The sequence below is a fragment of the Paenibacillus camerounensis genome, assembly GCF_000723885.1.
In the GTDB taxonomy this organism is placed as follows: Bacteria; Bacillota; Bacilli; order Paenibacillales; family Paenibacillaceae; genus Paenibacillus_AQ; species Paenibacillus_AQ camerounensis.
In genome coordinates, this window is sequence record NZ_CCDG010000026.1 from 52,103 (window position 1) to 76,516 (window position 24,414).

A 24,414-nucleotide genomic window follows, 5' to 3' on the forward strand; every position below is an offset into this window, starting at 1 on the left:
AGCCCTATGCCCTGGACGGCTGAACGTTTAGCATAAGAATTGTCTTATGCCTCATTACAACAAACGGGGAGGTTTAAAGAGAAATGAAAAGAATGAAGCCACTGGCACTAAGCGGTTTATTAGCCTTATCACTTTTGGTTACAGCATGCGGAGGCTCAGGTTCTCCTAACGGTAATGCGGGCAATGCCGCATCACCGTCACCGGATACAGCCGGAGCGGACAGCGGGAAGCTGGATCAGGCCGTATGGTTCTCCAGCATTGATTTCTGGAATCCCCCGGCCGCCTGGAACACAGATCCGAAGTCAGTGCAGGGCGCAATTTCAGAAGCAACCGGCTTGAGCTTTGAATTCAACATTCCGGCCCAGGACGGTGATACGAAGCTGAATCTGATGCTCGTATCCGGCAAGGATTTTCCTGATGTGCTGACGGTTACGAATGATGTGATGGTGAAGAAGCTGATCCAGTCGGATAAGGTGTGGGACCTGGAAGAATTCCTGACCAAATACGATCCGGAATCCCACATTCTTAAAGACTTTCCGGCTGACGTAAAAGCAGTGGTTGAAGAGCGTGACGGCGGCTTCTATTCCTACCCGAGCCATATCAATTCAGCAGATGCCCGCAGCGTCTACCCTCCTTCCGGTGAGTTCTACGTTGACCTGGTGGATTATGCCTCCAATCTGGGCATTATGGTAAACGGCAGCATTCTGGAGCAGATCGGCATGACACTTGAGGATATCCGTACCGAAGAAGGGCTGCTGGCTGCTTATGACAAAGCCAAAGGCCTTAAGGTGGACGGCACACCGGTGATTCCGCTGCTGGTGGACGGCAAGGGCTATCAGGACACCACTCTCAAGTTCCTCCAGGACACCTTCGGTGCAATGGTTGTGGATAAAGACGGAACCTATAGGGATCTGCTGCTTGCTCCTGAAACCAAAGATGCTTTGTCTTTTCTGAATCAGTCCATGCGCAGCGGTTACTTTGAGCCGGGACAGATGACTGTCGACAACGCCGCAGTCAAGGCCGATGTCGCCTCCGGCCGGGTGTTCACCTTTATCGGAAATACCGCCAACACCTCATTCCAGCTTAACGATTACTGGCAGTCTTCAGGTCCCATCCTGTCCGCTGGCGGCAAAGCTCCGACATTGGATAAAAGTCAACGGGCCGGCGGCGGCTGGATGAAAACTCTGATTTCCAAGGATACCAAATACCCTGAGAAGCTGGCTAAATGGCTCAGTTATATGACCAGCAAGGAAGGGATGATGCTGCATATTTACGGCTTTGAAGGTGAACATTACACTCTGGACGACAAAGGCTTGCTTGTCAAAACCGAAAAAGGTCTGAAGGACGCGGCAGATTATATGAATACAGCCGTCAGTGCGATCTGGCCGTTCCATCACACTACCTTCTCTTATTCGGTACAGCAGCCTCCAACTGAGGAAACAGATAAGGAAGCTGTAACCGCCAATAAAGTCCAGGCAGCTTACGGTAAAGATAAGGAGACTCATATATACGACAGCTCCGCCCTGTCACTGCCAGCCGATCTCTTCCCTGCTAACAGCGATAACGCCAATATTGAAACACAGATCAAGGCTTATAAAGAAGCACAGATTGCCAAGATTGTGATGTCCAAAACAGATGATGAATTTAACCGGCTGTACGATGAGCTGATTGACCAGTTGAAGAAGCTGGGGATTGAAAAGCTGGATGCCGAGCGCAACCTGTATATTCAGCAGAAAAGCGATGAATACGGTGTTCATACCAAAGGTATCAATTCCTGATAAGCAGCTGAACCAAAGATAAACAGGCTTGAGCCTGCGGCGGCACAACTGCGGCAGGTGCAAGCCGGATTGGAGGAAGAAACCGGTATGGCGACGATCGAACCAATAACTTCTGCTAAGAAGAAGAATAAGGCATCCCGCAAGCAAAAATCCTTCAGGCTCGGCTACGACTTCCGCACACAGCTGGAGCTCAAAACGATGCTGCTGCCTGCTGTGTTCCTGATCTTCCTGTTCGATTTCACACCGCTGTTCGGGCTGCTCATGGCCTTTAAAGATTTTGAGCCGGTTATGGGTATCAAAGGCATCTTTACAGCGGACTGGAACGGGATGGCCCATTTCAAAAGACTGTTTACCAATTTCCAGTTCTGGCCAATGATCCGCAACACCCTGGGCATTAACCTGCTTGGCGCAGCAGTCAGCATTCCGTGCACCCTGCTGTTTGCCCTGCTGCTCAATGAAATCCGCAATTCCCGCTTCAAGGCGGTCGTCCAGACGGTCACTTACTTACCGCATTTTCTGTCCTGGGTCATATTCGGCGGGTTATTTATTACACTGCTGAACAGCGATGGCATCGTTAACTATGTACTGCTTCAACTGGGCTTCATCGACTCTCCTCTGCAATTTTTGGCTGATCCGAAATATTTCTGGGGTGTCGCCATTGCGACGGGCCTGCTGAAGGACCTCGGCTGGGGTGCTATCCTGTACCTGGCCGCAATGGCCGGAGTGGACCAGAGCCTGCATGAGGCGGCGGCAATCGACGGCGCAGGTCGTTTTAAACGAATGCTCCATGTAACAATACCAGGTATTCTTCCGACACTGATGGTACTTATTATTTTTGCTGTCAGCGGCATGCTGAATAACAACTTTACCCAGATTTATGTCTTGCAGAATACGCTAAATCTGCCTGCCAGCCAGGTTATCGATACGTATGTTTATCAGACCGGACTTCTCAATTTTCAATTTTCGTCTGCGACCGCGATCGGTTTAACAAAGTCTGTCTTTGCTCTGGTCCTGCTGGTCGGGTCAAACTGGATATCTAACAAAATAACTAAAACCGGATTGTTCTAAGGAGGAAATCGCTTATGGTGGGCGGAAACCACGCCGGGGAGCGGCTGTTTAACGGTTTAACCATTGCTATAATGATCCTGCTCATGATCATGACCGTGTATCCCTTCTGGTTTTCGGTCATTAGTTCATTTAACAGCGGAGGAGACTTACTCCGTGGTCCTGTGTTCCTCTGGCCGCGGGAATTCACTTTTGCCAGCTGGAAAGCGGTCTTGTCGGACCAGGGCATTCTGTACGCGGCCTGGATTACAGCCTCGCGGACTGTAATTGTTACAGCGGTATCCATTCTGTATACGTCGATGTTTGCCTATGCCTTCTCCCGTCCCTATTTGCGGCGCAAGGCCTTTTACATTACGATCGGCTTCATCAGCATGTATTTCAGCGGCGGCCTGATTCCTTCCTATATGCTGATGAACTGGCTTGGATTATATGACAGCTACTGGGTCTATATCCTCCCTGCCCTGTTCGGCGGGTTCTGGAATGTCATTATTTTCAACGCCAACTACAAGGGCATTCCGGAAGCTTTATTTGAATCCGCCAAAATGGACGGGGCCAGCGAATACCGCATCTTCTTCCAGATTGTCCTGCCCTTATCCAAACCCGTACTGGCCGCATTGTCTGTCTTTACAGCCGTTAACATCTGGAACGACTACGGAGCGACGCTCTACTATACGCAGTCTACCGATCTGCAGACTCTGCAGTACTTAATTCTGCGGCTCATTCAGTCAAACCGTGCGGTTGAGAACATGATGAGCATGAACAACGGCACCAATCTCGCTGTTGCCAATCTGCTTAATAATACCGGCGGAGTCGGTAACGTCACGGCACGAACGATTGAATTGGCCGCAATGGTTATCGCCTCCCTGCCCATGATTATTCTGTACCCGTTTGCGCAGAAGTTCTTTGTTAAAGGGGTGCTGCTGGGCTCGGTAAAAGGATGATGGAGCTTTGGCAGCAGCAAAAGGAGCAGGAAACACCGTTACCGGTCTTCCTGCTCCTTTTGCTTGCTTAACAATAAGCCTGCCGCGCCAATCCCCTCACAAATGTCCCTACACTCTCCATGATGAACTCCTCCACTGTCAGGTTAGGGAAATGTTCACCTCCGGCTAAATCATTGAGAAACACTCCATAATTCATAGAAATGAAAGAATAGGCCTGCATCTGCGCGTTGGTCTCGATCAGCTTACCCTGAGCGGTCATCTCCATAAAATAACGGGTCAAAATCTCAATGAATTGCTTCGGGTGCTTGATCGTGCGCTCACGAAAGCCCGGCAGATGATCTGCTTCTTTTACACTGATCATAATCATTTTGCGGTTACGGTTCATGATCTCATGGTAAGTCCGGCTGATCAGCAGCAGATCAGTTTCCAGCTCCCACACCAGCTTTTCATTGAACAGTCTGGTCATTTCCTCCGCATAATGAAACCGGTCAAAGGCTGTCTCCAGCAGGTTTTGCTTACTTCCGAAATGGCGGAACAGCGTCTTCTCGCTCAACCCGGCGGCAGCGGCAATCTCCTGGGTGGTTACCCCCTTATAGCCCTTGCTTGCCATCAGATCAATCGCAGCCAGCAGCAGCTTATCACCGGTACTTGTAGCAGCGTTGCTTCCTTCAATCATTATTTCCACCTCATGATTATAGTCTGGCAGTTCCCGTCCGTTCAGCTGTGGCCTTATCAGATCCGCGCCCGAATGGAACGAAATATAGGGAAGCCATGATTGCCACCAGCAACGCCAGGGCTAAGAAAATATTACTGTATACAAAAGCGGCGTCATTCCGGGGAATCGGATTAAACCTTATCGTTGTTGTGCCGAGATCGAGAATTTTGCCTATTGCCGCCGTAGATACCGCTCCTGCAATAAAGTTTAACATGGAGAACAGGCCCATCCCAATCCCGACCTGCTCCTTGGATAAGGTACGGGATATGGTGTTTGATAAAGCAATCTGCATAAAGGATTGGCCGAGCACAGTGAAGATCAGCGAGACGGCAACGAACACAGGCAGCATACCCGCAACCGTAGACAGGCAGATAAAGCCAAAGATCAGCAGGGCTGCTGCCGCGGTTAAAAGAAATGAATTCCCTTTTTCATCAGCCAGCCTGCCCCCTTTACGTCCCATATATGCCGTGATAAGCGCAGCTGGCAGCATAATCAGTCCGATGACAGCCGGTGACAGACCGTTTAGCTGTGACAGGAGCTGGGGCGTAATGAACGGAGTACTGAAGCTGATGGCAGTCAATACAAAGGCAATAGCCAGACCGGAGGTATAAGCTTTATTCTGGAAAACAACCGGATCAATGAACGGATGAGCTGCATAGCGGATGCGTAATACGAACAGTACCAGCAGAACAAATCCGATTACAGCATACCAGGCCCCTCCATTAGTTAAGCCAAGCAGCAGTACAGCAACGGTCCCTGCTAACAGAACACCGCCAATGAAGTCCATTTTGCTGTCCGAACCTTTTTCATCGTCCAGGTATTTACGGTAGAACGGCAACGTGAACAAGGCAAGCAGCGGAATGGCGAAAAGCACCTGCCAGCTCCACACCGTAGACACAAACCCGGCAATAATCGGGCCGATTGCAGAGCCAAGCGCTATTCCGATGGCTGAAGTCCCCAGTGCGCGCCCGCGCTTTTCAGGGGAGAAATAACGGATCGGGATAATCATTGCCAGCGCCGGTATAACAGATGCCCCGACGGCCTGCAGCAGACGCGCCACGATCATCATCCAGTACTCGGTGGACACGATTCCCACTAAGGAACCCGCCGCTAAAAAGATCAGGCCGAACGTAAGCAGATTCTTCAGGCTGTATTTGTCCGTCAGCTTGCCAAAGGTAACAGTGCCGATTGCATATACAATCAGATAGCCTGATACCATCCAGCTTACCTGTGACGGCGACAGCAGAAATTGCTTGCTGATCACCGGAAGCACTACGTTAAACATCGTTCCGTTCATCACCGAGATGATCAGAGTAAATACAAGAATACGCATTAGCCGCTCGCCGTTATTTGCGGGTGCGCTGCTCTTTGTCTGCATTGTAGGGCCTCTTTTCTATAAAATAAACCTGCCGTTCCCGGCTCGATCGACTGTCAGTACTGACTGACATTTAAGCGAATCATAACTCGCTTCTGTTTTTTTGTCAAAGGTGAATATCCCCGCTGCATGCTTAACACAGCTCCGTCTGCTCTTATATTAAAAGACCTGCCTGAATGGCAGGTCTTTTTCATAGTATGAACCTATTCCAGATCAGCTTATAATTCCGAACCTGATCATGCTATCAATGGAAGCAAGGATAGCCTCTTCCTTATTGGCAGCCGGCTTCCAGCCAAGCAGCTTCTTTGCCTTTTCATTACTAACAGTACGGCTCATCTTTAACAGCAGGGAAGCCTCCTGAGCCTGTTTGTTGAAGATCCCCCCCAAGGTGATTACCCAATCAGGCAGTGTTTTTCCAGAAATCTTTTCCGCAATGCCGCTTCGTTTACTCCGTAACAGTGCAGCAATCTGGGGCATGGAGATTTGACCGTCTGCCGATGCTATAAAACGTTGCCCGCTCGCATCAGGACTGGTCATTGCACGTATGTGCAAATCAGCTACATCCCTGACATCCACCACATTGAGCGGGATGTTCGGAACAGCTTTCATCGATCCATCCAATAAATGCTTCAACAGCCCGAAGCTGCCTGAGACATGCTCGCTTAAGGCCGGGCCCAGGATCGCCACAGGATTAATTACAGCAAACTCCAGATTTCCGCCCTCCTTTTCAATGAAATCCCAAGCTGCTCGTTCTGCTAACAGCTTTGATTTCTCATACGCGGATAAGCCCTTTTCCTCCGGATTTGTCCAGTCTGCCTCCGTTGTCACCTTGCCCGGAGTTTTATTGCTGAAGCCCACTGCTCCAAAATTAGAAGTCATTACAACACGCTTTACACCTGCGTTACGCGCAGCCTTTAGTACACGGATAATACCCTCCACCGCAGGGCGGATCACTTCACGCTCATCTTTGGGTATTGTGAAAAAGACTGGAGAAGCCACACTTAATACGTAATCGCAGCCCTTCATCGCTTCGTCCCAATGATCATCTTTGGACAAATCCGCCTCCACAAAGGCAAGATTTCCGTAGGAGGTAACTCCGTTAGTCTTTAATAGATCAATCACTTTATTGCTGCGGCTTAATGAGCGGAGCGTTGTTTTCACGTTATACCCTTGCTGTAATAATTGAAAAATAATTTGTGCGCCGACAAATCCGCTGCCTCCCGTTACCATTACCGTCGCTGACATCTGCTGTTCCTCCTCTAAGTTTGTTAACCGCTTGAATAATATCTAACGGTGATTTACACTCATGCTAATACCTAGAGTTATATCGAGGTCAAGCATATTCAGTAAATAAAAATAAAGGAGCTCTATAACATGACATATTCTATCAAGGATGTAGCAGAAATTTTCAACCTGTCCATCTATACGATCCGTTTTTACGATAAAGAAGGACTGCTGCCGTTTGTTTCACGAAATAAAGCGGGCCGGCGGGTATTCACAGAATCAGACCTGTACCTGATCCGCACCATCTGTTGTCTGAAAGATACAGGAATGGAGATTAAGGCCATCAGAAATTATGTTGATTTTGTTATGCAGGGTGCAGACACCATTGATCCCCGAAAAAGCCTGCTGTTGGAGCACCGGGCAAAAATCCTAAGGGATATAGAGAATCTTACACAAAACCTCAACCAGGTTGATTCCAAGCTCGAAATCTATGCTTCCCCTAAGGCTGCCGATATTGTTAAAGAGCAGATCCGTTTCGTGGAAGAGGAAAAACGTGCGAACGGCCTACCCAGTCCATATGCTGCACAAAAATAACGCGCCTGAGGAAGAAAAATGCTCCTCCAGCAGGGCGCGTCATATGATAATTAGTGAATGTCTTTCTTTTTAAAGTTACCGCCCTTAACCTCAGCCACATCGTACACTACGACAAAAGCACCCGGGTCAATTTCATGGATGATATCTTTAATCTTGCTTTCTTCCAGACGGTTAATGACACAGGTAATTTCTTTGAACTGCTCATTGGAGTAGCCGCCGTATGCATCAGTATAGGTTGCTCCCCGGCCAAGCCGGTCGCGGATGGTTTCGACCATGACTTCAGGCTGGTTGGTAATAATTTTGAACGTTTTGGAGCCGCTCAGACCTTCCTCTACGATATGTATAACTTTTGAAGCAATAAAATAAGCGAGTGCCGACAGGATCGCCCCCTGCAGACCAAACACGGTTGACACGACAATGAACACAAAGGTGTTCAGGAACAGGATCAGGTCACTCGTACCAAAAGGCAGCTTCCGTGACAGCAGCACAGCCAGCATATCAATCCCGTCGAGCGCCCCGCCGTTACGCAAAGCTAGACCCATCCCGAAACCGATAATAATCCCGCCGACTACCGTAACCAGCAGGGTATCCCCCTGAATAATCGTCGGTACGTGATGCATCAGGACCGTGCCGACCGCTAATGAAGCTATACCTAGGATGGAATAAAGGGCAAAGCTTTTGCCGATCTGCTTATAACCGAGCCACACAAAAGGGATATTAATAACCGCAATCAGCAGCCCCAGCGGAAGACCGAACAATTGCGAGCCCACGATACTTAGACCTGTCACGCCTCCGTCAGAGACATTATTGGGAATTAACACAGCTTCCAGACCATACGCAGCGATCATAGCCCCGATGGTTACTAATGCCGCCTTTGAAAAAACCTTTAGCTTATTCGATTTCGGCTGTCTTCTTACATTCATAAAACTTCCCCGTTTCTGAATAAATTTACCTCTTACAAAAAAGCTCACAGAAACCAGTCTATAATATTTATCACTTTCTTAGCAAATGGCAGGGCCGTTCTGGCAAAAGAGCAGCGGCTTGGGGGGCACCAGACGGAGAGTGTTTGGGTAAAGGACAACAGCAGCATGGTTCACTGTGCCCGGTGGCGGTTATCGTTACATAGAACGGCTTTTGGTGACACATCCTAAGCTAGAGTCTGCACATCGAAAGGAGATTATCCAAATGAAGGACAACAAGGAAGCCCCGCTGGACGGGCGCAAACCGGGTGTACACCCGATCCCTGAGCCGGATTCCAAGGCGGATAGCGATACAGGAGCAGCAGGCAAGCTCGACGAGATCGTCGGCGCAGTGCTGGGGAACGACCATGAGGTAACCGCACCCGGGATTGCCCCGGATCATGAGGACAATAAGGACCGCGCGGACTAAGCAGCAGGGATTTTTCCCTTTATTTCGTCCATTCCGCCTGCTTTTGGCGGAATCAGAGGCAATTTTGCCTTTCATTCGCTCATTCCGCCTGCTTTCGGCGGAATCAGAGGCACTTTTGCCTTTCATTCGCCCATTCTGCCCGCTTTCGGCAGAATCAGAGGCACTTTTGCCTTTCATTTGCCCATTCTGCCCACCATCGGCAGAATCAGAGGCACTTTTGCCTTTCATTCGCCCATTCTGCCCACTTTCGGCAGAATCAGAGGCACTTTTGCCTTTCATTCGCCCATTCTGCCCACTATCGGCAGAATCAAAGGCACTTTTGCCTTTCATTCGCCCATTCTGCCCACTTTCGGCAGAATCAGAGGCACTTTTGCCTTTCATTTACTCATTCCGCCCACTTTCGGCGGAATCAGAGGCATTTTTGACGTTGTTTTAACCCGGACAGGGTGTTTTCAGCTCCGTTGGCTGGATTTCCCTCTTTACTCAGGTACGGGCTAACCAAATTCAGTCGGCGCATTGGCGTATTGGGGTTTACCACACATATTAAACAAGGTATCCCGGTCCGCAGCTGACTGCTGGCCCAGGATACCTTATTATCATTAAGCACTATCGCTCCGCATCATTCTTCACACACTATCGCTCTGCATCATCCTTCAGTCGCTCTCTATTATCGCCGACAGCCTTTACAGAGAGACGGGGCCGCCGTTTGTGTGTGTACTCTTTTTGCCCAGCAGCTTGTTCGTAAACTGCACATCAAAGAAATGAATGATTGGTCCCAGTCCAAATGCGGATACGAGCGTTCCGAGTCCAACGATCCCTCCTGCCAGGAAGCAGACCAGCGCACAAAGCGCGTCGGTGAACATCCGGTGCCAGAAATACGAAACCTTCGGAAAGCGGAGTTTCATAATCAGAGACAGTGCATCATACGGGGCTACCCCCACATCCGAGGACTGATACAGGGAGACTCCAAAGCTGCAGACCACTACGCCGATTGCCACTGTGATCACCTTATACCAGAGCTGCCGAGGCTCACCCAGCACATCGATCCAGATGTCATAAAAGAAGGTGGCGATATACCCCAGAAGAATAGCATTAACGAACGTCCCCGCTCCGATAAACTTCCTTCCGGTAATCCATTCCACTACGAACAGCACTACATTTAGCAGGATAAGAAAATTAGCATAGCTGATAAAACTGAGGTCTGCCAGGGCCATTACCATGCCGCTAAAGGGATCATTCCCCATACCGGACAGCTTAAAAATGCTAATCCCCATCCCCAAAAATATATTGCCGATAATCATAATGATCAGCCGTCTGGGATCTAGTCCCTTAATATATCCCATCGTCCGGCTCATCCCGTCACCTTAATGCTGACTTCCAGCTTAACCGGAAGGATCCCGTCATCAGCAATGAATTCTACTACATAAGCCTCGTCGCGTACCGCATCAGCAGCTGGCGTCCAGCTGAACGTACAGGCCTGTCCCGGAACAAAAGAGGCTGTATCAAAGCAAGCCCCCTCCGGCAGCGCCCCTGCTGTCAAAATCATCGGCTCCGCAATCCCCCGCACTACCGGGTCCTTGACGGAGCTGGTTTCATTATAAATCCTGCCGTCCGTTTCGTAAGCAGACACCTCATATGCCGGCTGTCTGGCCACAATAGTAAAAGATAACTCTTCCCCCGCCTGAACACTCTGCTCCGGTACATATGCAAAGAAAGGCCGGAATACTGTCTGCGGCAAAGGATACTCTCCCGTCTCAACCGGGAGGCTATAGCCATTATCCGGAATAGCTACCGTTTCGTACGGATACAGCCTGTCCTTCGGCGTACCCGGAGCCGGTGCAGTGACTTCTACCGTTGTGACAGACAGCCCACTGTCTATCGTTACATCCACCACAGCAGTCTGCTCATACGGATAGTCCGTTACATATTCCAGTCCTGCCGGGCGTTTACACCGGTTCTTCACCAGTACAACCTCTTCAACGCCTTCAGCATGGTCAACGCGGATATTTTGAAGCGAGCCGTGCACTACATCATCGAGTACAACAGGATACCGGGTATCCTCTGTCAGGTAACGCAGCTCTATGTTATCCAGATACAGATTGTCTACATGTCTCGCGTACAGCCCGTAGGCCGGCAGAATTCCCCAGTTGCTCGGCTCCGGATAAACCTCCGGCAGCTCCGGTACATTAAACGGCGCGTCCTTCCACACTCCGGCTTCCGGATTCCATTCCACCCGGGGCAGCAGGCCTTCATTTTTCAGAAAAAAGGTGTTCACCAGCCACGGCAGCGATTGCACACTGCGCTTCTGACCGCGATACAGGGCATATTCCCAGTTCGTATTCAGCTGACGCTGCTCCACCGCATGCTCCAGACTCAGGCCGCCGCGGTACTCCACCTTAAGGTTGCTAATGGATACATTCTTAATCCGGCTGCCCATCAGGCCCATCAGTTCAATCGGATAACGGGGATCGGCATTCTTAACCGTAATATTACGGATGATAATGTCGTGAACATAAGCAATATGCTCGCTGCCGTTCGCATTGGCGTAAAGGGGAAGCTCGCTTTCCTTCAGCTCTTTACTATAATCCGGCACATATTTCTTCGTCAGCTCATCGTAGCAGACAGCATACCATCTGCCGTTCTCTTCATGGACATTGGCCGGATTCAGCCGGAGAGGCTGCTCAGAATCTACAATGGTAAAAGAGGAGGAGCCGTCTGCAGAAACGATACGTGTTCTGTTATACGACGGCAGATAGCGCCTCGCCGGATACACCTGATACGGCTCCTTGGCCGGCAGCACCCAGTGACTCTGATCCAGTCTGACATTCGGCTCCGCATCCCCGGCCGGTATAAAGTCCTCCCCGGTGCTGTTACCCGTAACAGGGAACCGTCCGCGGTCTCCCGCTTTGATGAAGATCGGCGAGCTGCTGACATCCTCCATAGTCGAATCCTCAAATATAATATTGCTCAGATCCGCACCGTCAACAGCCTCAAGCGCAAAACCCCTGGAGCGTTTAAACCGGACACGGCGCACCGTAACGAGATCATATCCGCAGGTTGATTCCGTTCCCAGCTTAACCCGGGCGGTAGGGCCGCAGCGGTCGGTAGCGATCAGCTTGTCCTGTGTATACGTTTTCGCATATACGGAGCCTATGTCATAGCCGCTGACGATGCAGTCTTCAATCAGCACGTTTCGCAGCGGCATGAATATTCCGCCGCCGTAGGAGGCTTTTAACACAATGGCGTCATCGGTCAAAGAATTAAAGGCGGAGTGCACAATCGTTACATTCTCGCAGCAGTCTACATCAAATGCATCGCGGTTCGTATCGACCAGAATATGCTCCACGTGCATATTTTTTACACAAGTCGTAATAATCGCAAAATGGCCGCCGGCCAGAATCGAAAAGTCGCAGAAGGCTATATTCTCACACCGCACCAGTGCAATCGCCTTGTTCCCGAACCATTCACCCTGATGCCCAGGCCCGTTACGGCGGATTGGCTCATGCGGGTCCCCGCCCATCAGAATCTGCTCCAGCTCCCCCTGATCATTCAGCGAGCTTCCATCAAGCAGCCCCGGACCGTAGATCATTACATCACGGATATCTGCACCATATATCAGGCTGTTGGCAAAATACGTATGACCGTGATCCTGCAGGCCCACATAGAGATTGACCTCCGGCTCGTCATAGTTGCCGCCCTCACCAAGCTGAAGCTCATAGGACTGAGTGATATCCGTTCTGGCTGCGGACAGGATACTGCCTTGGGACAAGTATAGATTAACGCCGCTCAAGAGACGGATCGTGTACACTCTGAAGCTGCCTTCAGGTATAACCACAGTACCGCCTTCTGCTGATGCAGCCTGAATAGCTTTATTAATTGCCGAAGTATTCACCACCGCTGAATGCTTCGCACCCGCACCGAAATCACGGATATCGAACCGCCGATCTTCCTTCAATAGATAGGTTCTGTCAAAAGAGCATCCCGTTGCTTCTGTTACCTGAAACATAATAGCCTCCATTTTATCCGGGAGCATGCTGATAGATTCTCTCCCGCAATTTGCTCTGCTGCTGTCTCTTGGCTGTTGGTCTACCGTTCTCATTCTACGTAAAGCGGGGGATTTCCTGCGTGATCCGATAACGGCTGGTCTACAAAAATATACATGCAAAAACCCGCCGGCTTATTTCGATGCCGCTAGCGGGTTTGATTGCCGGACAAAGCTATATGCCTGCTCTGATATTCTTCACCGTTTTCTTCTCTAATGAGAAGTCAGAGTAGGTTCTGTCTCCGCCGTTACCAGTAGGAGCCTGCGGAACGAAGCCCACCTTTACATTCTCCTCCACCGGTAAATTGAAGAATCTAACCATGTAGAACTGGTCACCGTCCAACGAATAATGAAACGCAAAGCCCTGGCCGACACGGGTAATCTGGAGCCATACTGAATCCCCGTCAATATTGTTGCCGTTTGCGTCGTCGGATAACGGATTCGTCACTACACTTACAACAGCATGGGTATCGAAATCTGTCAATTCAAAGCACAGCTTGGCCCAGACCCCGAGATCCTTCATAACCATAACCGAAGCAGAATCATATACATCCCGGAAATCATGGCTTACCTTAACCCGCATCACAAAATCACCGAAAACCTCTGTGTAAAAAAACGGGGCATTGGTAAGCGAGCTCGGCGTAATTCCTTCTTCAGATACCGTCCCGTTGTTACAAAAGAAATCACTATCCTTCGGAGCGTACAATACCATTGCTTCGTTCTCATACCGGATGCTGCTTTCATTAAGCCAATTAAAGCTGCTGAAATCCTTGTGATCCATTCAATTTCCCTCCAGCTCATTCAGGATTAGTAAATTTTCACACTACAGTAAATAATTCTATCACTGGAGCTGCCGTTTCGTGTAGAACGATTCTTCTCAACCTGATAGCACAATCTGAACAATCCGGGCTGCACTCAACCATCAGTTGAACTCCCCGCAATAATCGAACAACAGGTTATTGTCCGTTCCATAAATATCCAATAGAATTGGACTACACAGAAAAGGAGCGTGAATACTGACTCATGAAGGAAAAATTAGCCAGAAACATCAGTATATACCGCAAGGAAAAGAAACTTACCCAAGAGGAGCTTGCACAAATTCTCGGACTGTCATTTCAGGCCGTGTCCGAATGGGAAAATGCCCAGTCCATGCCCGACATTTCGCTGCTGCCCCAGCTGTCTGCAACCTTGGAAGTAAGCATAGATAAGCTGCTAGGGTATACCTCACAGGACCGGCCTATTTCGATCTATGAGGATGTCTACAAAACGCAGGAATATTACTGGGGAACCGAGCCCTACATGGTATGTTATCAGGTGCTGCAGCTTATGCCTCCCACCAAACATTTGAAGGTGCTGGATATCGGCTGCGGGGAAGGAAAAGACGCCGTCTTCATGGCCCGGAACGGGTATGAGGTCAGCGCCCTGGATATTTCAGATGCGGGTATCGAGAAGACCAGGCGGCCTGCATGTCCTTAATGTTTTTGTTAATAAGCCGTTCATTGCCCCTCCGCCCGAAAAAGAAACCAACTCCCATAAATGGCACTCCGGCGAATTGCTCGGGCAATATCATGACTGGCTGATTAAGGATAGCTTGGAAGTCGTCTTCGACTACAATTCCTCCGGCACTCCACACTCCATAATAAGCTCTGCTGATTCTTCGATAGATGTGTTTGTAACATCAATAACCGGACAGCTCAGGGATTTCACCAGAGCCTCAGCCTCACTATACTCTTCCAGCACTTGAAGCCCGGAAATATAGCCTGCCCCCATTCCAAGTCCGAGCAGGCGCAAGCGTTCCGTGCGTATTGCGATCAGTGCCTCTATATCCATAGTCAAGGCGAACAGACGGGATTTACTGATCTGCCACAGCTCCTTGGGAGGCTTCACTCCAGGAACAAGCGGCCAGTTGGCAACCTTGTAGCCCTTGTAGGCCAGATACATGCTGAGAGGTGTCTTAGAGGTACGCGAAACGCCAATTAGCACAATATCCGCCAACAACAGCCCGCGCGCATCACGCCCATCATCGTACTTTACTGCAAATTCTATAGCTTCAATCCGCCGGTAATAATCCTCATTCATGTCATACAGCAGGCCCGGCTTCAACAGGGGTGTAAGTTTAAAATGGTGCTGAATAGTTTCCATAACAGGTCCCATAATGTCTACTATAGCTACACTCCATTTGGCACTTTCACGTTGTATCGCTGCCCTCAAGCCAGGCAGAACGAGCGTATAGACAATAAAGGATTGCTCCATATGTGCCAGCTGCACCAGCCCGGCAATTTCCTCTTCTGACTGTATCCGCCTGAAGCGGCGCACGGCGGCATTGCCAAGCTCAAACTGCTGCACCGCCGCACGGGCTACCCGCTCTGCCGTCTCACCAGCCGAATCAGAGAGAACAAATATCTGCCGTTGTGTTAACATTGCTGCCCTCCCTTCACCGGGCTCACCTCCCTGGAAGGCTCTCCGTTTTCCGTTTCTTGCCTGGCGCTTCAATACGGGCGGCAATAACCGCTTGCGCAGCTGCTACCCGGGCATAAGGTATCCGGTAAGGAGAACAGCTCACATAATCAAGACCTATCCGCTGACAGAAAAAGATTGAGCTTTGATCACCGCCGTGCTCACCGCACAGCCCTGTTTTAAGAAAGGATTTCTTCGTTTTTCCTCTGGCAACGGCCCATTCAATGAGCTGTCCTACCCCATCCTGATCCAGCATCTGAAAAGGATTTGCGGATAAGATGTTTCGATCAAGATAGCTGTTCATAAATTTATTTTCCGCATCATCACGGCTGTAGCCGAACGTCATCTGTGTTAAATCATTGGTACCGAAGGAGAAGAAATCCGCATACACTGCGATTTTATCGGCCATTATAGCCGCCCGCGGCACTTCAATCATTGTGCCTACCCGGTAATGAATCGACTTGAATGCTGCTCCTAGTACCTCTGTAGCCACTTTATCTACAAGCTCGCGCAGCTCTTTAAGCTCACGCGGGTCTCCTACCAGCGGAATCATTATTTCCGGCCGTACTTCAATGCCTCGCTGCGCGGCCGCTTTAGCTGCCCGGAACACCGCCTCTATCTGCATATCATAGATTTCAGGAAATTGAATGCCCAGCCGGCAGCCCCGCAGTCCAAGCATTGGATTTTTTTCCTGCAGGCTACGAATCTTGGTAATCATCCCTTTCAGACGTCTCTGCTCCTCCACAGCTCCGCTTGTTAGCTGCAATTTTCGCTGTTGCTCTTCAAGCTGCTCCAGATTAGGCAAAAACTCATGCAGCGGAGGGTCCAGCAGCCGGATCGTCAACGGTAAACCGTCCATTGCCGTGAACATTTCTTCAAAATCATACTGCTGCATAGGAAGAATGCGTTCGAGCAGGCTTAGCCGCTCCTCCCGGCTGTCGGTGAGGATCATGGACTGTACGGTAGGCAGCCGGGTATTTGAAAAGAACATATGCTCCGTCCGGCATAACCCGACCCCTTCAGCGCCTAGCTCCCGTGAAATACGGGTATCCTCAGGAGTATCTGCATTTGCGTAGATCTTCAGCTCTTTGATCTCATCAGCCAGTTCCAGCAGCTTCAACAGTTCAGGCGTCATCTGCGGATCGCTTAGCCGCACGTTACCGGCATAGACACGGCCGGAAGCACCGTCAATTGAAATGATCTCCCCTTCTTTGAGGCTGTAATCACCCACTTGAATAGCCCGCTGCTTCATATCAATATTCAGCTGATCACACCCGCAGACACAGGGCTTACCCATGCCCCTTGCTACAACAGCCGCATGGCTGGTCATACCTCCTCTTGCCGTCAGCACACCATCGGCAGCGAGAATGCCATGAATATCCTCAGGCGATGTTTCTGCACTGACGAGGATGACATGGTCTCCGTTTCTTGTCCATGCCTCTGCTGTTTCAGCATCAAGGGCGATCTTACCGGACGCTCCGCCGGGCGACGCCGGGAGTCCGACTGCCAGAGGCTTCAGTTCTTCTTCCTCACGGATGGTACGGTGCAGCAGCTGATCCAAATGACCGCTATCGATCCGGCTGACCGCTTCTTCCTTAGATATTACTCTATCCTCATACAGATCAACGGCGATTTTTACTGCCGCCTGCGCTGTACGCTTGCCACTGCGGGTCTGAAGCAGATACAACTTACCGCTTTCAATCGTAAATTCAATATCCTGCATGTCCCTGTAATGCGTCTCCAGACCGGCTGCCAAGGCAGCAAGATGATTGTAGACTTCGGGCATCTCCTCCCGCAGCTCTTCCAGCTTGCGGGGGGTTCGGATACCGGCGACTACATCTTCGCCTTGTGCATTAAGCAAGTACTCGCCATAGAGTTCACTGCATCCGGTGGACGGGTTGCGCGTAAACAATACGCCCGTCCCGGAGTCCGGCCCTTTGTTGCCAAATACCATCGCCTGTACATTTACTGCAGTTCCCTGATCATGCGGGATGGAATAGAGCCTGCGGTAGACTTTTGCCCGCGCGTTATTCCAGCTGCGGAACACCGCCCGTACCGCCATATTCAGCTGCTGGTAGACATCCTGCGGAAAATCTATGCCGCTGTGCTCCTTAATTACCTGCTTATATCGAACTATCAATTCTTTCCACTCATCGGCGTTTAATTCCCATTCACTTTCCCGGCTTGCCTGAAGCTTCAGATTCGCCAGCTGCTTGCTGAATAACAGGGAAGGCACACCAAGAACGATCTCTCCATACATCGCAATCAGCCGGCGATAGCAGTCATAAGCAAAGCTTTCACTTTCCGTCTGCCGGGCCAGTCCTGTAACGGCTTCATCATTAAGGCCAAGATTTAAAATAGTATCCATCATACCAGGCATGGATGTAACCGAACCCGAGCGGACGGATACCATAAGCGGCTGATTCGGATCACCAAACCGGCTGCCCTTCGCTTTTTCCAAGACTGAAACAGCCGTTCTGATCTCAGACAGCAGCTCCCCGGGCAATTGGCCGCCTTGCTTGTAATAGCTTTTGCAAGCATCCGTAGTGATCGTAAATCCCGGCGGGATAGGCAGGCCAAGTGCTGTCATCTCAGCCAGATTCGCACCTTTTCCTCCTAGAAGCTTAACCATAGAGGCATTTCCTTCTTCGAACAGGTATACCTGTTTCTTTGTAATGTGTTCAGCCGACATCTTATTTTTCCTCCTCTATGTTAGCTCATATTGCATTATCAGAATACGTTGTCTCTATTTAGAAATATTAGTTGATGCCGCTAAACAGGTTCTTTCTGGCGGCCCCGCTTTCAAATGCCGCCCGGGCAACGGCTGTACGGATTCTCTCGACTACCCGGGGATCAAAGGCATCAGGAATAATATAATGCTCATGCAGCTCGGACGGATCAATAACGGAGGAGATAGCTTCTGCCGCAGCCAGCTTCATTTCATCATTGATATCAAAGGCTTCACAATCAAGCGCTCCTCTGAAAATGCCGGGAAAGCACAGTACATTATTGATCTGGTTCGGAAAATCCGAGCGCCCTGTTGCCATAATTTTGACATGCGGCGCAGCAATGGCCGGATCGATTTCAGGAGTGGGATTGGCCATTGCAAATACGATTGGGTCCTTTGCCATATTCAGCACATCATCCAGTTTCAGCACGCCTGGCGCAGATACCCCGATAAAAACATCCGCACCTTTAATTACATCCGACAGTCCTCCGGTTTCAAGTCCCGGATTGGTGATTTGGGCGAAGTCGCTCCAATGTGCCCGGTCATAGGTGTGAAGCCGGTTGATGGCGCCTTCCCGATCCACACCGATTAAATTCACCGCTCCTGCGTGCAGCAGCATTTTGGAGACAGAAATCCCAGCCGCCCCGACACCGTTGACTACGATTTTGACATCCTTTATATTCTTGCCGCATACTTTAAGCGCGTTCAGCAGTCCGGCAAGGACCACGATGGCTGTTCCATGCTGATCATCATGAAACACCGGAATATCCAGCTCATTTCTCAGTCTTGTTTCGATCTCGAAGCAACGCGGGGAGGAAATGTCTTCTAGATTGATCCCTCCGAAGGTAGGGGCAAGCGCCTTCACAATCGCAATAATTTCTTCCGTATCTTTAGTGTCCAGGCAGATCGGCACAGCATCGACATCTGCAAACTGTTTAAACAGCGCAGCTTTGCCCTCCATTACCGGCATGGCTGCCTTCGGTCCGATATCCCCGAGGCCCAGCACAGCGGTTCCATCCGATATGACAGCTACTGTATTCTTCTTGGTCGTCAGCTCATAAGCCTGGGTATGATCCTGCACGATTGCCTGACAGACCTTAGCTACACCCGGTGTATACACTTTGGATAAATCCTCTTTAGTCCGTATCGGATTCTTCAAGGTTGTTTCGAGCTTACCGCCTTTGTGTAAATACATGATTTCTTCCAATAATTCCACAATATCTCCCCCGTTCAACTGGTTTACTGCTTTTTCAATCCACTTCTGATCCTCAGGCTGCTCTACGGAAATTACAACATCGGCACTTGTCAGATTTTCACGCAGCACCTTTACATCAGCATGCAGCACGGTGCCCTTGTAGTTCTCGGCGATACTCACCAGATTCGCAAGATAATCGCTGCTGCGGTATTGGACACGAAGTGTAAATGTATACGGATTCCGGTTAATTTGATGCATCCTCATCGCCTCCAGCGTGATAATCTAAGGTCCATAACCCATGTTAATTATCCACCCCATACGGAGATCAGTAATGTTGCTGCAACAACCGTAATGGCTCCCCCGATCCGTGTAGAAATCTGTGCAAATGGCATAAGTTCCATCCGTCCGGAGGCTGACAGAATCGCAACATCACCCGTTCCGCCAAGGCCGCCCCGGCAGCCTGTTACTATTGCAGCTTCCACAGGGTACATATTAATCCACTTGCCGATAAAATAGCCGGTCAGAATCATCGCGGCGATAACGGTTGCGCAGACGATAATATAAGGAATGGAGATCAGTGCAGCCACGTCCTCCAGCGGAATATACAGCATGCCAAGGCCCACCATGAGCGGCCAGGTCAATGTACCGGATACCAATTTGTATAGCTGATAAGCACCCTGCTCAATTTTTGACGGAAGCAGCTTTAATATTTTTAGCAGCGCTGCTGTAAAAATCATGAGAATCGGACCGGGAATGCCGATGAATGGCGACAGCAGATGGCCGGTTATAAATAGCCCGCATGCGAACAACAGACCCGCCCCCATCAGCAGGAAATCAGGTTTTTCACTGTCATAGGTGCTTCCGCCCAACACCTGGCCATCCTTCGATTTCACCAGAACACCGTTGCCGGTAATGGAGGGGTTTTTGTCAGCCATTTTCTTGAGCAATCCTGCGCCGATAATCGCAAATACATTTCCTATTACTGCTGCAGGAATCATTTGGGCCACATAGGAACCGGATTCTCCACCGAGAATCTGCGAGAATGCAATGGACAGCGGGAGTATCCCCTCCCCGACGCCGCCTCCAATGATCGGTACAATAATGTAGAACAAGGTACGGTGCGCACTGTATCCAAGCAGCATTCCTACACCCAGACCTGCGCCAACTGCAACGACAGTTCCGGCCATCATAGGGATGAAGATACGGATGAAGCCGCTTATCAGTGTAGTCCGGTTCATACCGGTAATGCTCCCCGCCACCAGCACAGAGATGTAGAGATACAGAAAGTTAGACGTTTTCATAAGTGTGTTAACCGATTCGGTTACCGATGGGTCCAGTACATTCCAGAACACCAGGAACGACGGAATCATTAACGAGAGAATGGCCGGACCTCCAATATTTTTCAGAACCGGAAGCTTGAAGCCCAGATCGCTGAGCAGTACACCCAGGACGATAATTACCGCAAATCCGCCGATCATGTCGTTAGGCAGCTCGCCAAGCACAGATGCCGCAAAGATGATGAGTGCAAATACTACGTACAGCGGAAGCGGAATTACACCTACTTTTAATTGCATGACCCGCTGTGCAAAACCATGTTTCTCTGGATTGTGTGCATGCTGCTGATCCGGCACCGGAAGTGGAGCTTGAAATACTTTTTGCATATAATTCTGGCCTCCTTAACTTATTTACAAAATCATCATAGCGTTTATGAAAGCGCTTTTGTTTTTGTGTAAATAATGAAGGAGTTTTGTAAATTTTTAAAGTAAACGGTATCAAAAAACGGCAGCAGAAACACCTCTGATTCCGACCGACACCGCGGAAATCAGTATGTATTGTCTCGCGCATATATAAGCCCCTGCTGCAATTTCACGGCAGGGGCTTGTATATATGTGTTAGAGGTATTGAATAATCAGTGTTATTCCATTGGGGGCGATTCTGTATTTCTGTACCGGCCTGCCCACACTACCATAGGTCATATCCATTTCCAGCACTTCCATTTCCGTAAGTCCAAGCAGATACTTACCGGCAGAAACCCGGGAAATTCCGGAAATAGCCGAAATATCCTCCGCGGAAAACAGTTCCTTATCACAGGCCTCTACCGCTTTCCAGACCGTCTGAAGCGTCTGGCGTGTGAATCCTTTCGCGAGCCCCTGCGAGGCTGTCCGCTCCTTCCTGAACCGGGACAGCTTATCCAGCTCCGATTGATTCAGCCGGTCCTGGGTGCGAAACAAATAGTTCTGCTCCCTATATCCGTTCAGTGCTGCACGAAATCTCGAGAACTCGAACGGCTTGATCAAGTAGTCTACAGCCCCGTTTTGCAGAGCCTCCTGAATACTCTCCTTGTCACTGGCCGCCGAAATAACGATGACATCCATTTTCAAGCCCTTCCTGCGGATCTCGGACAGCAGCTCCAGGCCGTTGCTCTCTTTCATGTAAATATCCAGCAGAATCAGATCATAGACCTTTTCATTTAGCAGGTCCAGCACCTCTTTCACGCTGCTGGCCCAGCCTTCAGCCCGAAAGCCCTCAACCTGCTGTAAATAAAATTTATTCATCTCCGAAACCATCGGATCATCCTCAACAATAAGCACCTTTATCATCGTTAATGATCATCACCCTTCGCTGTATAGGGTAACTCTACAGTAAACTCAGTTCCTTCAGCCTCCCGGCTGACCCAGTGAATCCTTCCGCCCAGCATCTCTACGCTTCGCTGCACCAGGTACAGCCCAATACCCCGGTCTTTCCCTTTGGTGGAATACCCTTGTTCGTACAGATGATCTCCAGCGGCTGCAGAAATTCCTGTACCATTGTCGCGGACAAGGAGTACCAGTTTATTATTCCTGTAACGGAAGCCGATCTCGATCAGCCTGTTATCCTTACCTTGTACGGCCTCCAGAGCATTATCCAACAGGTTGCCGGCAATCGTGACGAGCTCCCGGGAAGCTTCGTGATTGGCAGCCTCGGGCAGCCCCCCATCTTCAAGAATGATCAATCGTACATCCGCCTCCCTCATCCTGCTGAGCTTACCCAGCAGAAAGCCAACCATAACCGGGTCTTTGACCAGCCTTACTACGGAATCCGCTTCTGTCTGAATGCTAAGTACGATATCCTTCAAATATTCTTCCAGCCGGTCATATCTATGCATACTGGTCAGTCCCATTATGACATGCAGCTTGTTCATAAATTCATGCGTCTGGGCACGCAGCGCCTCTGCGTATAGCGATATCCCTGAAAGACGCTCCAGCAGCAGACTAACTTCCGTCTTGTCCCGGAAGGTGGCAATAGCTCCTTCAATGACCCCCTTTACCCTTACCGGAACTACGTTTACCAGCAATGTGATTCCGCTTTGTTCAACCTCCTTATCAAGCAAAGGCTCCCCGCTCTCCAGTACTTTCTCCATCCTTAGGAGAGGCCAGAATTCCTCAATCTGCCTCCTGACCGGATCTTGGCTTATACCTTTGCTGCCCATCAGTCTCCTTGCCTCTGCGTTAACCAGTGTGATACAGGAATTTTTGTCTATTGTCAGAATACCCTCCTTGGTGGATTGAAGCATTGCGCTCCGCTCCTCAAGCAATTTGGAAATTTCCCAGGGCTCCATACCGAGCATCATCCGCTTGATTGTGCGCGCCAGCAGCACCGCACCGGCCACACCTATAAGTCCGCCAACTAAAATCCCCGAATAAATGATCCACTGATTCTGATGTACAGCAGATTGAACACTACTGAGCGAGATCCCTACGGCTACCGCACCGATCAGCCTGCCATCTGGTCCGAATATAGGTGAGAACGCTCTCACAGAATAGCCCAGCGAACCTTTCGCAACCGATATTTTCTCCTTACCGTGTAAGGCATCCGCCTCATCGCCTCCAATAAAATGCTTGCCGATTAAGGCCGTATCGGGATGAGAATGACGAATACCCTGCACATCCATTACTACTACAAATTGAACGTCATTAATATCACTAATCTCGGTTGTAAAATCCTGAATGCTACCCGAATCCGGGTTCCCCAGCAAAGCATTCATTACAAGCGGTGTACGCGATACGGTACGGGCAATAGTAATGGCCTTATTTTCCAGCGATTCCTGAGCTTGTCTGGAGAACTTCATGCCAAACATCACATATACAATAATCAGGACGGAGACAACAACCAGACAGATCATCAGGGTAATCGTTGTCTGAAGGCGCAATCTTACTTTTCTGATTTTCATGTGCTTCACCTTCTACATTTATCTGAATTCAAAGCTCCTGTGCGAGGATTAAACTTAAAATACAGAAAAAAAACCTAACCGTCTACTGATATTTTCTATAAACAAATGATATTATTATGTCCAGTTGCAGTTTCCACTCTACTAAATCCAGAGATAAAGGTAATCACGATGAAACGCGAAGCCGTTATTGAGCTGTTAAAGCAGCAGAATGTAAGCCATGAAGTGATTGAGCATCCCGCAGCCTATACTATCGCCGATATGGAGAGCTTCAAGCTCCCTGGAATAGATCAGATCGCCAAAAATCTGTTCATTCGCGATGACAAAAAAAGAAACTATTATCTGCTGACGATCCAAAAGGATAAATCCGTTAACCTGAAGCAGCTGCGCACACTGCTGGGACTTACCAAGGGCGCTGTCTCCCCGTTTGGCATACTGAACGACAACGAGCGTACCGTGAAATTCGTACTGGACGAGGATTTGCAAAAGGGCGAAACCGTCGGTGTCCATCCCAACGATAACACCGCTACAGTCTGGCTCGCACCCGAAGATCTGCTTAGCATTGTAGCGGCCCATGGTAACGAGATCAGCGTAATAACACTGTAGGCTAATAATGAAAAGAAACCCCGGGGCTTATCCTTTTGGACAAGCGCCGTTTTTTTTGGATTCCGGGTGCTTTCCTGGCCCAGCAATTGACACCTTCA

19 protein-coding genes and 1 pseudogene are annotated in these 24,414 nt (G+C 49.7%); 7 read left to right on the plus strand and 13 right to left on the minus strand.

What is annotated here, in order from left to right; translation table 11 throughout:
* Nucleotides 1-83: 83 nt before the first annotated feature.
* The 3 genes from BN3772_RS11305 (at nucleotide 84) to BN3772_RS11315 (ending at nucleotide 3,784) form a co-directional block, all read left to right on the plus strand.
* Nucleotides 84-1,778: an extracellular solute-binding protein gene (locus tag BN3772_RS11305; protein ID WP_042199489.1), complete on the plus strand. Its 1,695-nt coding sequence runs from the start codon at nucleotides 84-86 to the stop codon at nucleotides 1,776-1,778.
* A gap of 69 nt (nucleotides 1,779-1,847) precedes the next feature.
* Nucleotides 1,848-2,846 (plus strand): ABC transporter permease, encoded by a 999-nt coding sequence (locus BN3772_RS11310; protein ID WP_244444721.1) that lies wholly within the window; start codon nucleotides 1,848-1,850, stop codon nucleotides 2,844-2,846.
* A gap of 14 nt (nucleotides 2,847-2,860) precedes the next feature.
* Nucleotides 2,861-3,784 carry a carbohydrate ABC transporter permease gene (locus BN3772_RS11315; RefSeq protein ID WP_042174225.1) on the plus strand — a complete coding sequence of 308 codons (924 nt, stop codon included), beginning with the start codon at nucleotides 2,861-2,863 and terminating at the stop codon, nucleotides 3,782-3,784.
* Nucleotides 3,785-3,851: 67 nt separating this feature from the next.
* Here BN3772_RS11315 and BN3772_RS11320 read toward each other — a convergent pair whose 3' ends face one another.
* From BN3772_RS11320 to BN3772_RS11330, 3 genes are all read right to left on the minus strand, one after another.
* A complete protein-coding gene (locus BN3772_RS11320) occupies nucleotides 3,852-4,460 on the minus strand; it encodes a TetR/AcrR family transcriptional regulator (RefSeq protein WP_086074523.1) in 609 nt (202 codons plus the stop codon).
* A gap of 16 nt (nucleotides 4,461-4,476) precedes the next feature.
* Nucleotides 4,477-5,877 carry an MFS transporter gene (locus BN3772_RS11325; protein WP_042199493.1) on the minus strand — a complete coding sequence of 467 codons (1,401 nt, stop codon included), beginning with the start codon at nucleotides 5,875-5,877 and terminating at the stop codon, nucleotides 4,477-4,479.
* Between the two features lie 210 nt (nucleotides 5,878-6,087).
* Nucleotides 6,088-7,119 carry an SDR family oxidoreductase gene (locus BN3772_RS11330; protein ID WP_042199495.1) on the minus strand — a complete coding sequence of 344 codons (1,032 nt, stop codon included), beginning with the start codon at nucleotides 7,117-7,119 and terminating at the stop codon, nucleotides 6,088-6,090.
* 129 nt (nucleotides 7,120-7,248) lie between these two features.
* Between BN3772_RS11330 and BN3772_RS11335 the strand changes: the two genes are divergently transcribed.
* The gene (locus BN3772_RS11335; RefSeq protein WP_042199497.1) at nucleotides 7,249-7,692 is read left to right on the plus strand and encodes a MerR family transcriptional regulator; all 444 of its coding nucleotides are present in this window, start codon (nucleotides 7,249-7,251) and stop codon (nucleotides 7,690-7,692) included.
* Nucleotides 7,693-7,742: 50 nt separating this feature from the next.
* Here BN3772_RS11335 and BN3772_RS11340 read toward each other — a convergent pair whose 3' ends face one another.
* Nucleotides 7,743-8,615 (minus strand): YitT family protein, encoded by an 873-nt coding sequence (locus BN3772_RS11340; protein ID WP_042199499.1) that lies wholly within the window; start codon nucleotides 8,613-8,615, stop codon nucleotides 7,743-7,745.
* A gap of 262 nt (nucleotides 8,616-8,877) precedes the next feature.
* On the opposite strand from BN3772_RS11340, the gene BN3772_RS11345 reads away from it, so the two are divergent.
* Nucleotides 8,878-9,081 carry a hypothetical protein gene (locus BN3772_RS11345; protein WP_042199501.1) on the plus strand — a complete coding sequence of 68 codons (204 nt, stop codon included), beginning with the start codon at nucleotides 8,878-8,880 and terminating at the stop codon, nucleotides 9,079-9,081.
* Nucleotides 9,082-9,764: 683 nt separating this feature from the next.
* Here the strand turns inward: BN3772_RS11345 and BN3772_RS11355 are convergent.
* The 3 genes from BN3772_RS11355 to BN3772_RS11365 form a co-directional block, all read right to left on the minus strand.
* Entirely contained in the window at nucleotides 9,765-10,424 is a 660-nt protein-coding gene (locus BN3772_RS11355; RefSeq protein WP_042199555.1) for a YczE/YyaS/YitT family protein, read from the minus strand.
* Between the two features lie 8 nt (nucleotides 10,425-10,432).
* Entirely contained in the window at nucleotides 10,433-13,087 is a 2,655-nt protein-coding gene (locus tag BN3772_RS11360; protein ID WP_157643579.1) for a glycoside hydrolase family 28 protein, read from the minus strand.
* Between the two features lie 211 nt (nucleotides 13,088-13,298).
* Entirely contained in the window at nucleotides 13,299-13,904 is a 606-nt protein-coding gene (locus tag BN3772_RS11365) for a DUF1349 domain-containing protein (RefSeq protein ID WP_042199503.1), read from the minus strand.
* Between the two features lie 242 nt (nucleotides 13,905-14,146).
* Between BN3772_RS11365 and BN3772_RS11370 the strand changes: the two are divergent.
* Nucleotides 14,147-14,756: pseudogene (locus BN3772_RS11370) on the plus strand (helix-turn-helix domain-containing protein); the annotation flags it as partial.
* Here the strand turns inward: BN3772_RS11370 and BN3772_RS11375 are convergent.
* The 6 genes from BN3772_RS11375 to dcuS all read right to left on the minus strand — a co-directional run bounded on the left by BN3772_RS11375 (nucleotide 14,732) and on the right by dcuS (nucleotide 23,713).
* Entirely contained in the window at nucleotides 14,732-15,544 is an 813-nt protein-coding gene (locus BN3772_RS11375) for a pyruvate, water dikinase regulatory protein (RefSeq protein ID WP_042199505.1), read from the minus strand. The pseudogene BN3772_RS11370 and the gene BN3772_RS11375 overlap by 25 nt on opposite strands.
* A gap of 22 nt (nucleotides 15,545-15,566) precedes the next feature.
* Nucleotides 15,567-18,272, minus strand: a complete 2,706-nt coding sequence (gene ppdK / locus BN3772_RS11380; RefSeq protein WP_209443641.1) for a pyruvate, phosphate dikinase — start codon at nucleotides 18,270-18,272, stop codon at nucleotides 15,567-15,569.
* Between the two features lie 67 nt (nucleotides 18,273-18,339).
* Nucleotides 18,340-19,761, minus strand: a complete 1,422-nt coding sequence (locus tag BN3772_RS11385) for an NAD(P)-dependent malic enzyme (RefSeq protein ID WP_042199506.1) — start codon at nucleotides 19,759-19,761, stop codon at nucleotides 18,340-18,342.
* A gap of 47 nt (nucleotides 19,762-19,808) precedes the next feature.
* Complete coding sequence (locus BN3772_RS11390; RefSeq protein ID WP_042199508.1) at nucleotides 19,809-21,164, minus strand: 2-hydroxycarboxylate transporter family protein; 1,356 nt, start codon at nucleotides 21,162-21,164, stop codon at nucleotides 19,809-19,811.
* Nucleotides 21,165-21,395: 231 nt separating this feature from the next.
* On the minus strand, nucleotides 21,396-22,103 hold the full coding sequence (locus tag BN3772_RS11395; protein ID WP_042199509.1) for a response regulator: 708 nt from the start codon (nucleotides 22,101-22,103) through the stop codon (nucleotides 21,396-21,398).
* A 2-nt stretch (nucleotides 22,104-22,105) separates the two neighbouring features.
* A complete protein-coding gene (gene dcuS / locus BN3772_RS11400) occupies nucleotides 22,106-23,713 on the minus strand; it encodes a DcuS/MalK family sensor histidine kinase (RefSeq protein WP_042199510.1) in 1,608 nt (535 codons plus the stop codon).
* A 168-nt stretch (nucleotides 23,714-23,881) separates the two neighbouring features.
* On the opposite strand from dcuS, the gene BN3772_RS11405 reads away from it, so the two are divergent.
* Nucleotides 23,882-24,316 (plus strand): prolyl-tRNA synthetase associated domain-containing protein, encoded by a 435-nt coding sequence (locus tag BN3772_RS11405; protein WP_042199511.1) that lies wholly within the window; start codon nucleotides 23,882-23,884, stop codon nucleotides 24,314-24,316.
* The last annotated feature ends 98 nt before the right edge of the window (nucleotides 24,317-24,414 follow it).

Coding starts and splice junctions, on each gene's coding strand:
- BN3772_RS11305 (WP_042199489.1), top strand. CDS start 84: ATGAAAAGAATGAAGCCACTGGCACTAAGCGGTTTATTAGCCTTATCA.
- BN3772_RS11315 (WP_042174225.1), top strand. CDS start 2,861: ATGGTGGGCGGAAACCACGCCGGGGAGCGGCTGTTTAACGGTTTAACC.
- BN3772_RS11320 (WP_086074523.1), bottom strand. CDS start 4,460: ATGATTGAAGGAAGCAACGCTGCTACAAGTACCGGTGATAAGCTGCTG.
- BN3772_RS11325 (WP_042199493.1), bottom strand. CDS start 5,877: ATGCAGACAAAGAGCAGCGCACCCGCAAATAACGGCGAGCGGCTAATG.
- BN3772_RS11330 (WP_042199495.1), bottom strand. CDS start 7,119: ATGTCAGCGACGGTAATGGTAACGGGAGGCAGCGGATTTGTCGGCGCA.
- BN3772_RS11335 (WP_042199497.1), top strand. CDS start 7,249: ATGACATATTCTATCAAGGATGTAGCAGAAATTTTCAACCTGTCCATC.
- BN3772_RS11340 (WP_042199499.1), bottom strand. CDS start 8,615: ATGAATGTAAGAAGACAGCCGAAATCGAATAAGCTAAAGGTTTTTTCA.
- BN3772_RS11345 (WP_042199501.1), top strand. CDS start 8,878: ATGAAGGACAACAAGGAAGCCCCGCTGGACGGGCGCAAACCGGGTGTA.
- BN3772_RS11355 (WP_042199555.1), bottom strand. CDS start 10,424: ATGGGATATATTAAGGGACTAGATCCCAGACGGCTGATCATTATGATT.
- BN3772_RS11360 (WP_157643579.1), bottom strand. CDS start 13,087: ATGTTTCAGGTAACAGAAGCAACGGGATGCTCTTTTGACAGAACCTAT.
- BN3772_RS11365 (WP_042199503.1), bottom strand. CDS start 13,904: ATGGATCACAAGGATTTCAGCAGCTTTAATTGGCTTAATGAAAGCAGC.
- BN3772_RS11375 (WP_042199505.1), bottom strand. CDS start 15,544: ATGTTAACACAACGGCAGATATTTGTTCTCTCTGATTCGGCTGGTGAG.
- ppdK (WP_209443641.1), bottom strand. CDS start 18,272: ATGTCGGCTGAACACATTACAAAGAAACAGGTATACCTGTTCGAAGAA.
- BN3772_RS11385 (WP_042199506.1), bottom strand. CDS start 19,761: ATGCATCAAATTAACCGGAATCCGTATACATTTACACTTCGTGTCCAA.
- BN3772_RS11390 (WP_042199508.1), bottom strand. CDS start 21,164: ATGCAAAAAGTATTTCAAGCTCCACTTCCGGTGCCGGATCAGCAGCAT.
- BN3772_RS11395 (WP_042199509.1), bottom strand. CDS start 22,103: ATGATAAAGGTGCTTATTGTTGAGGATGATCCGATGGTTTCGGAGATG.
- dcuS (WP_042199510.1), bottom strand. CDS start 23,713: ATGAAAATCAGAAAAGTAAGATTGCGCCTTCAGACAACGATTACCCTG.
- BN3772_RS11405 (WP_042199511.1), top strand. CDS start 23,882: ATGAAACGCGAAGCCGTTATTGAGCTGTTAAAGCAGCAGAATGTAAGC.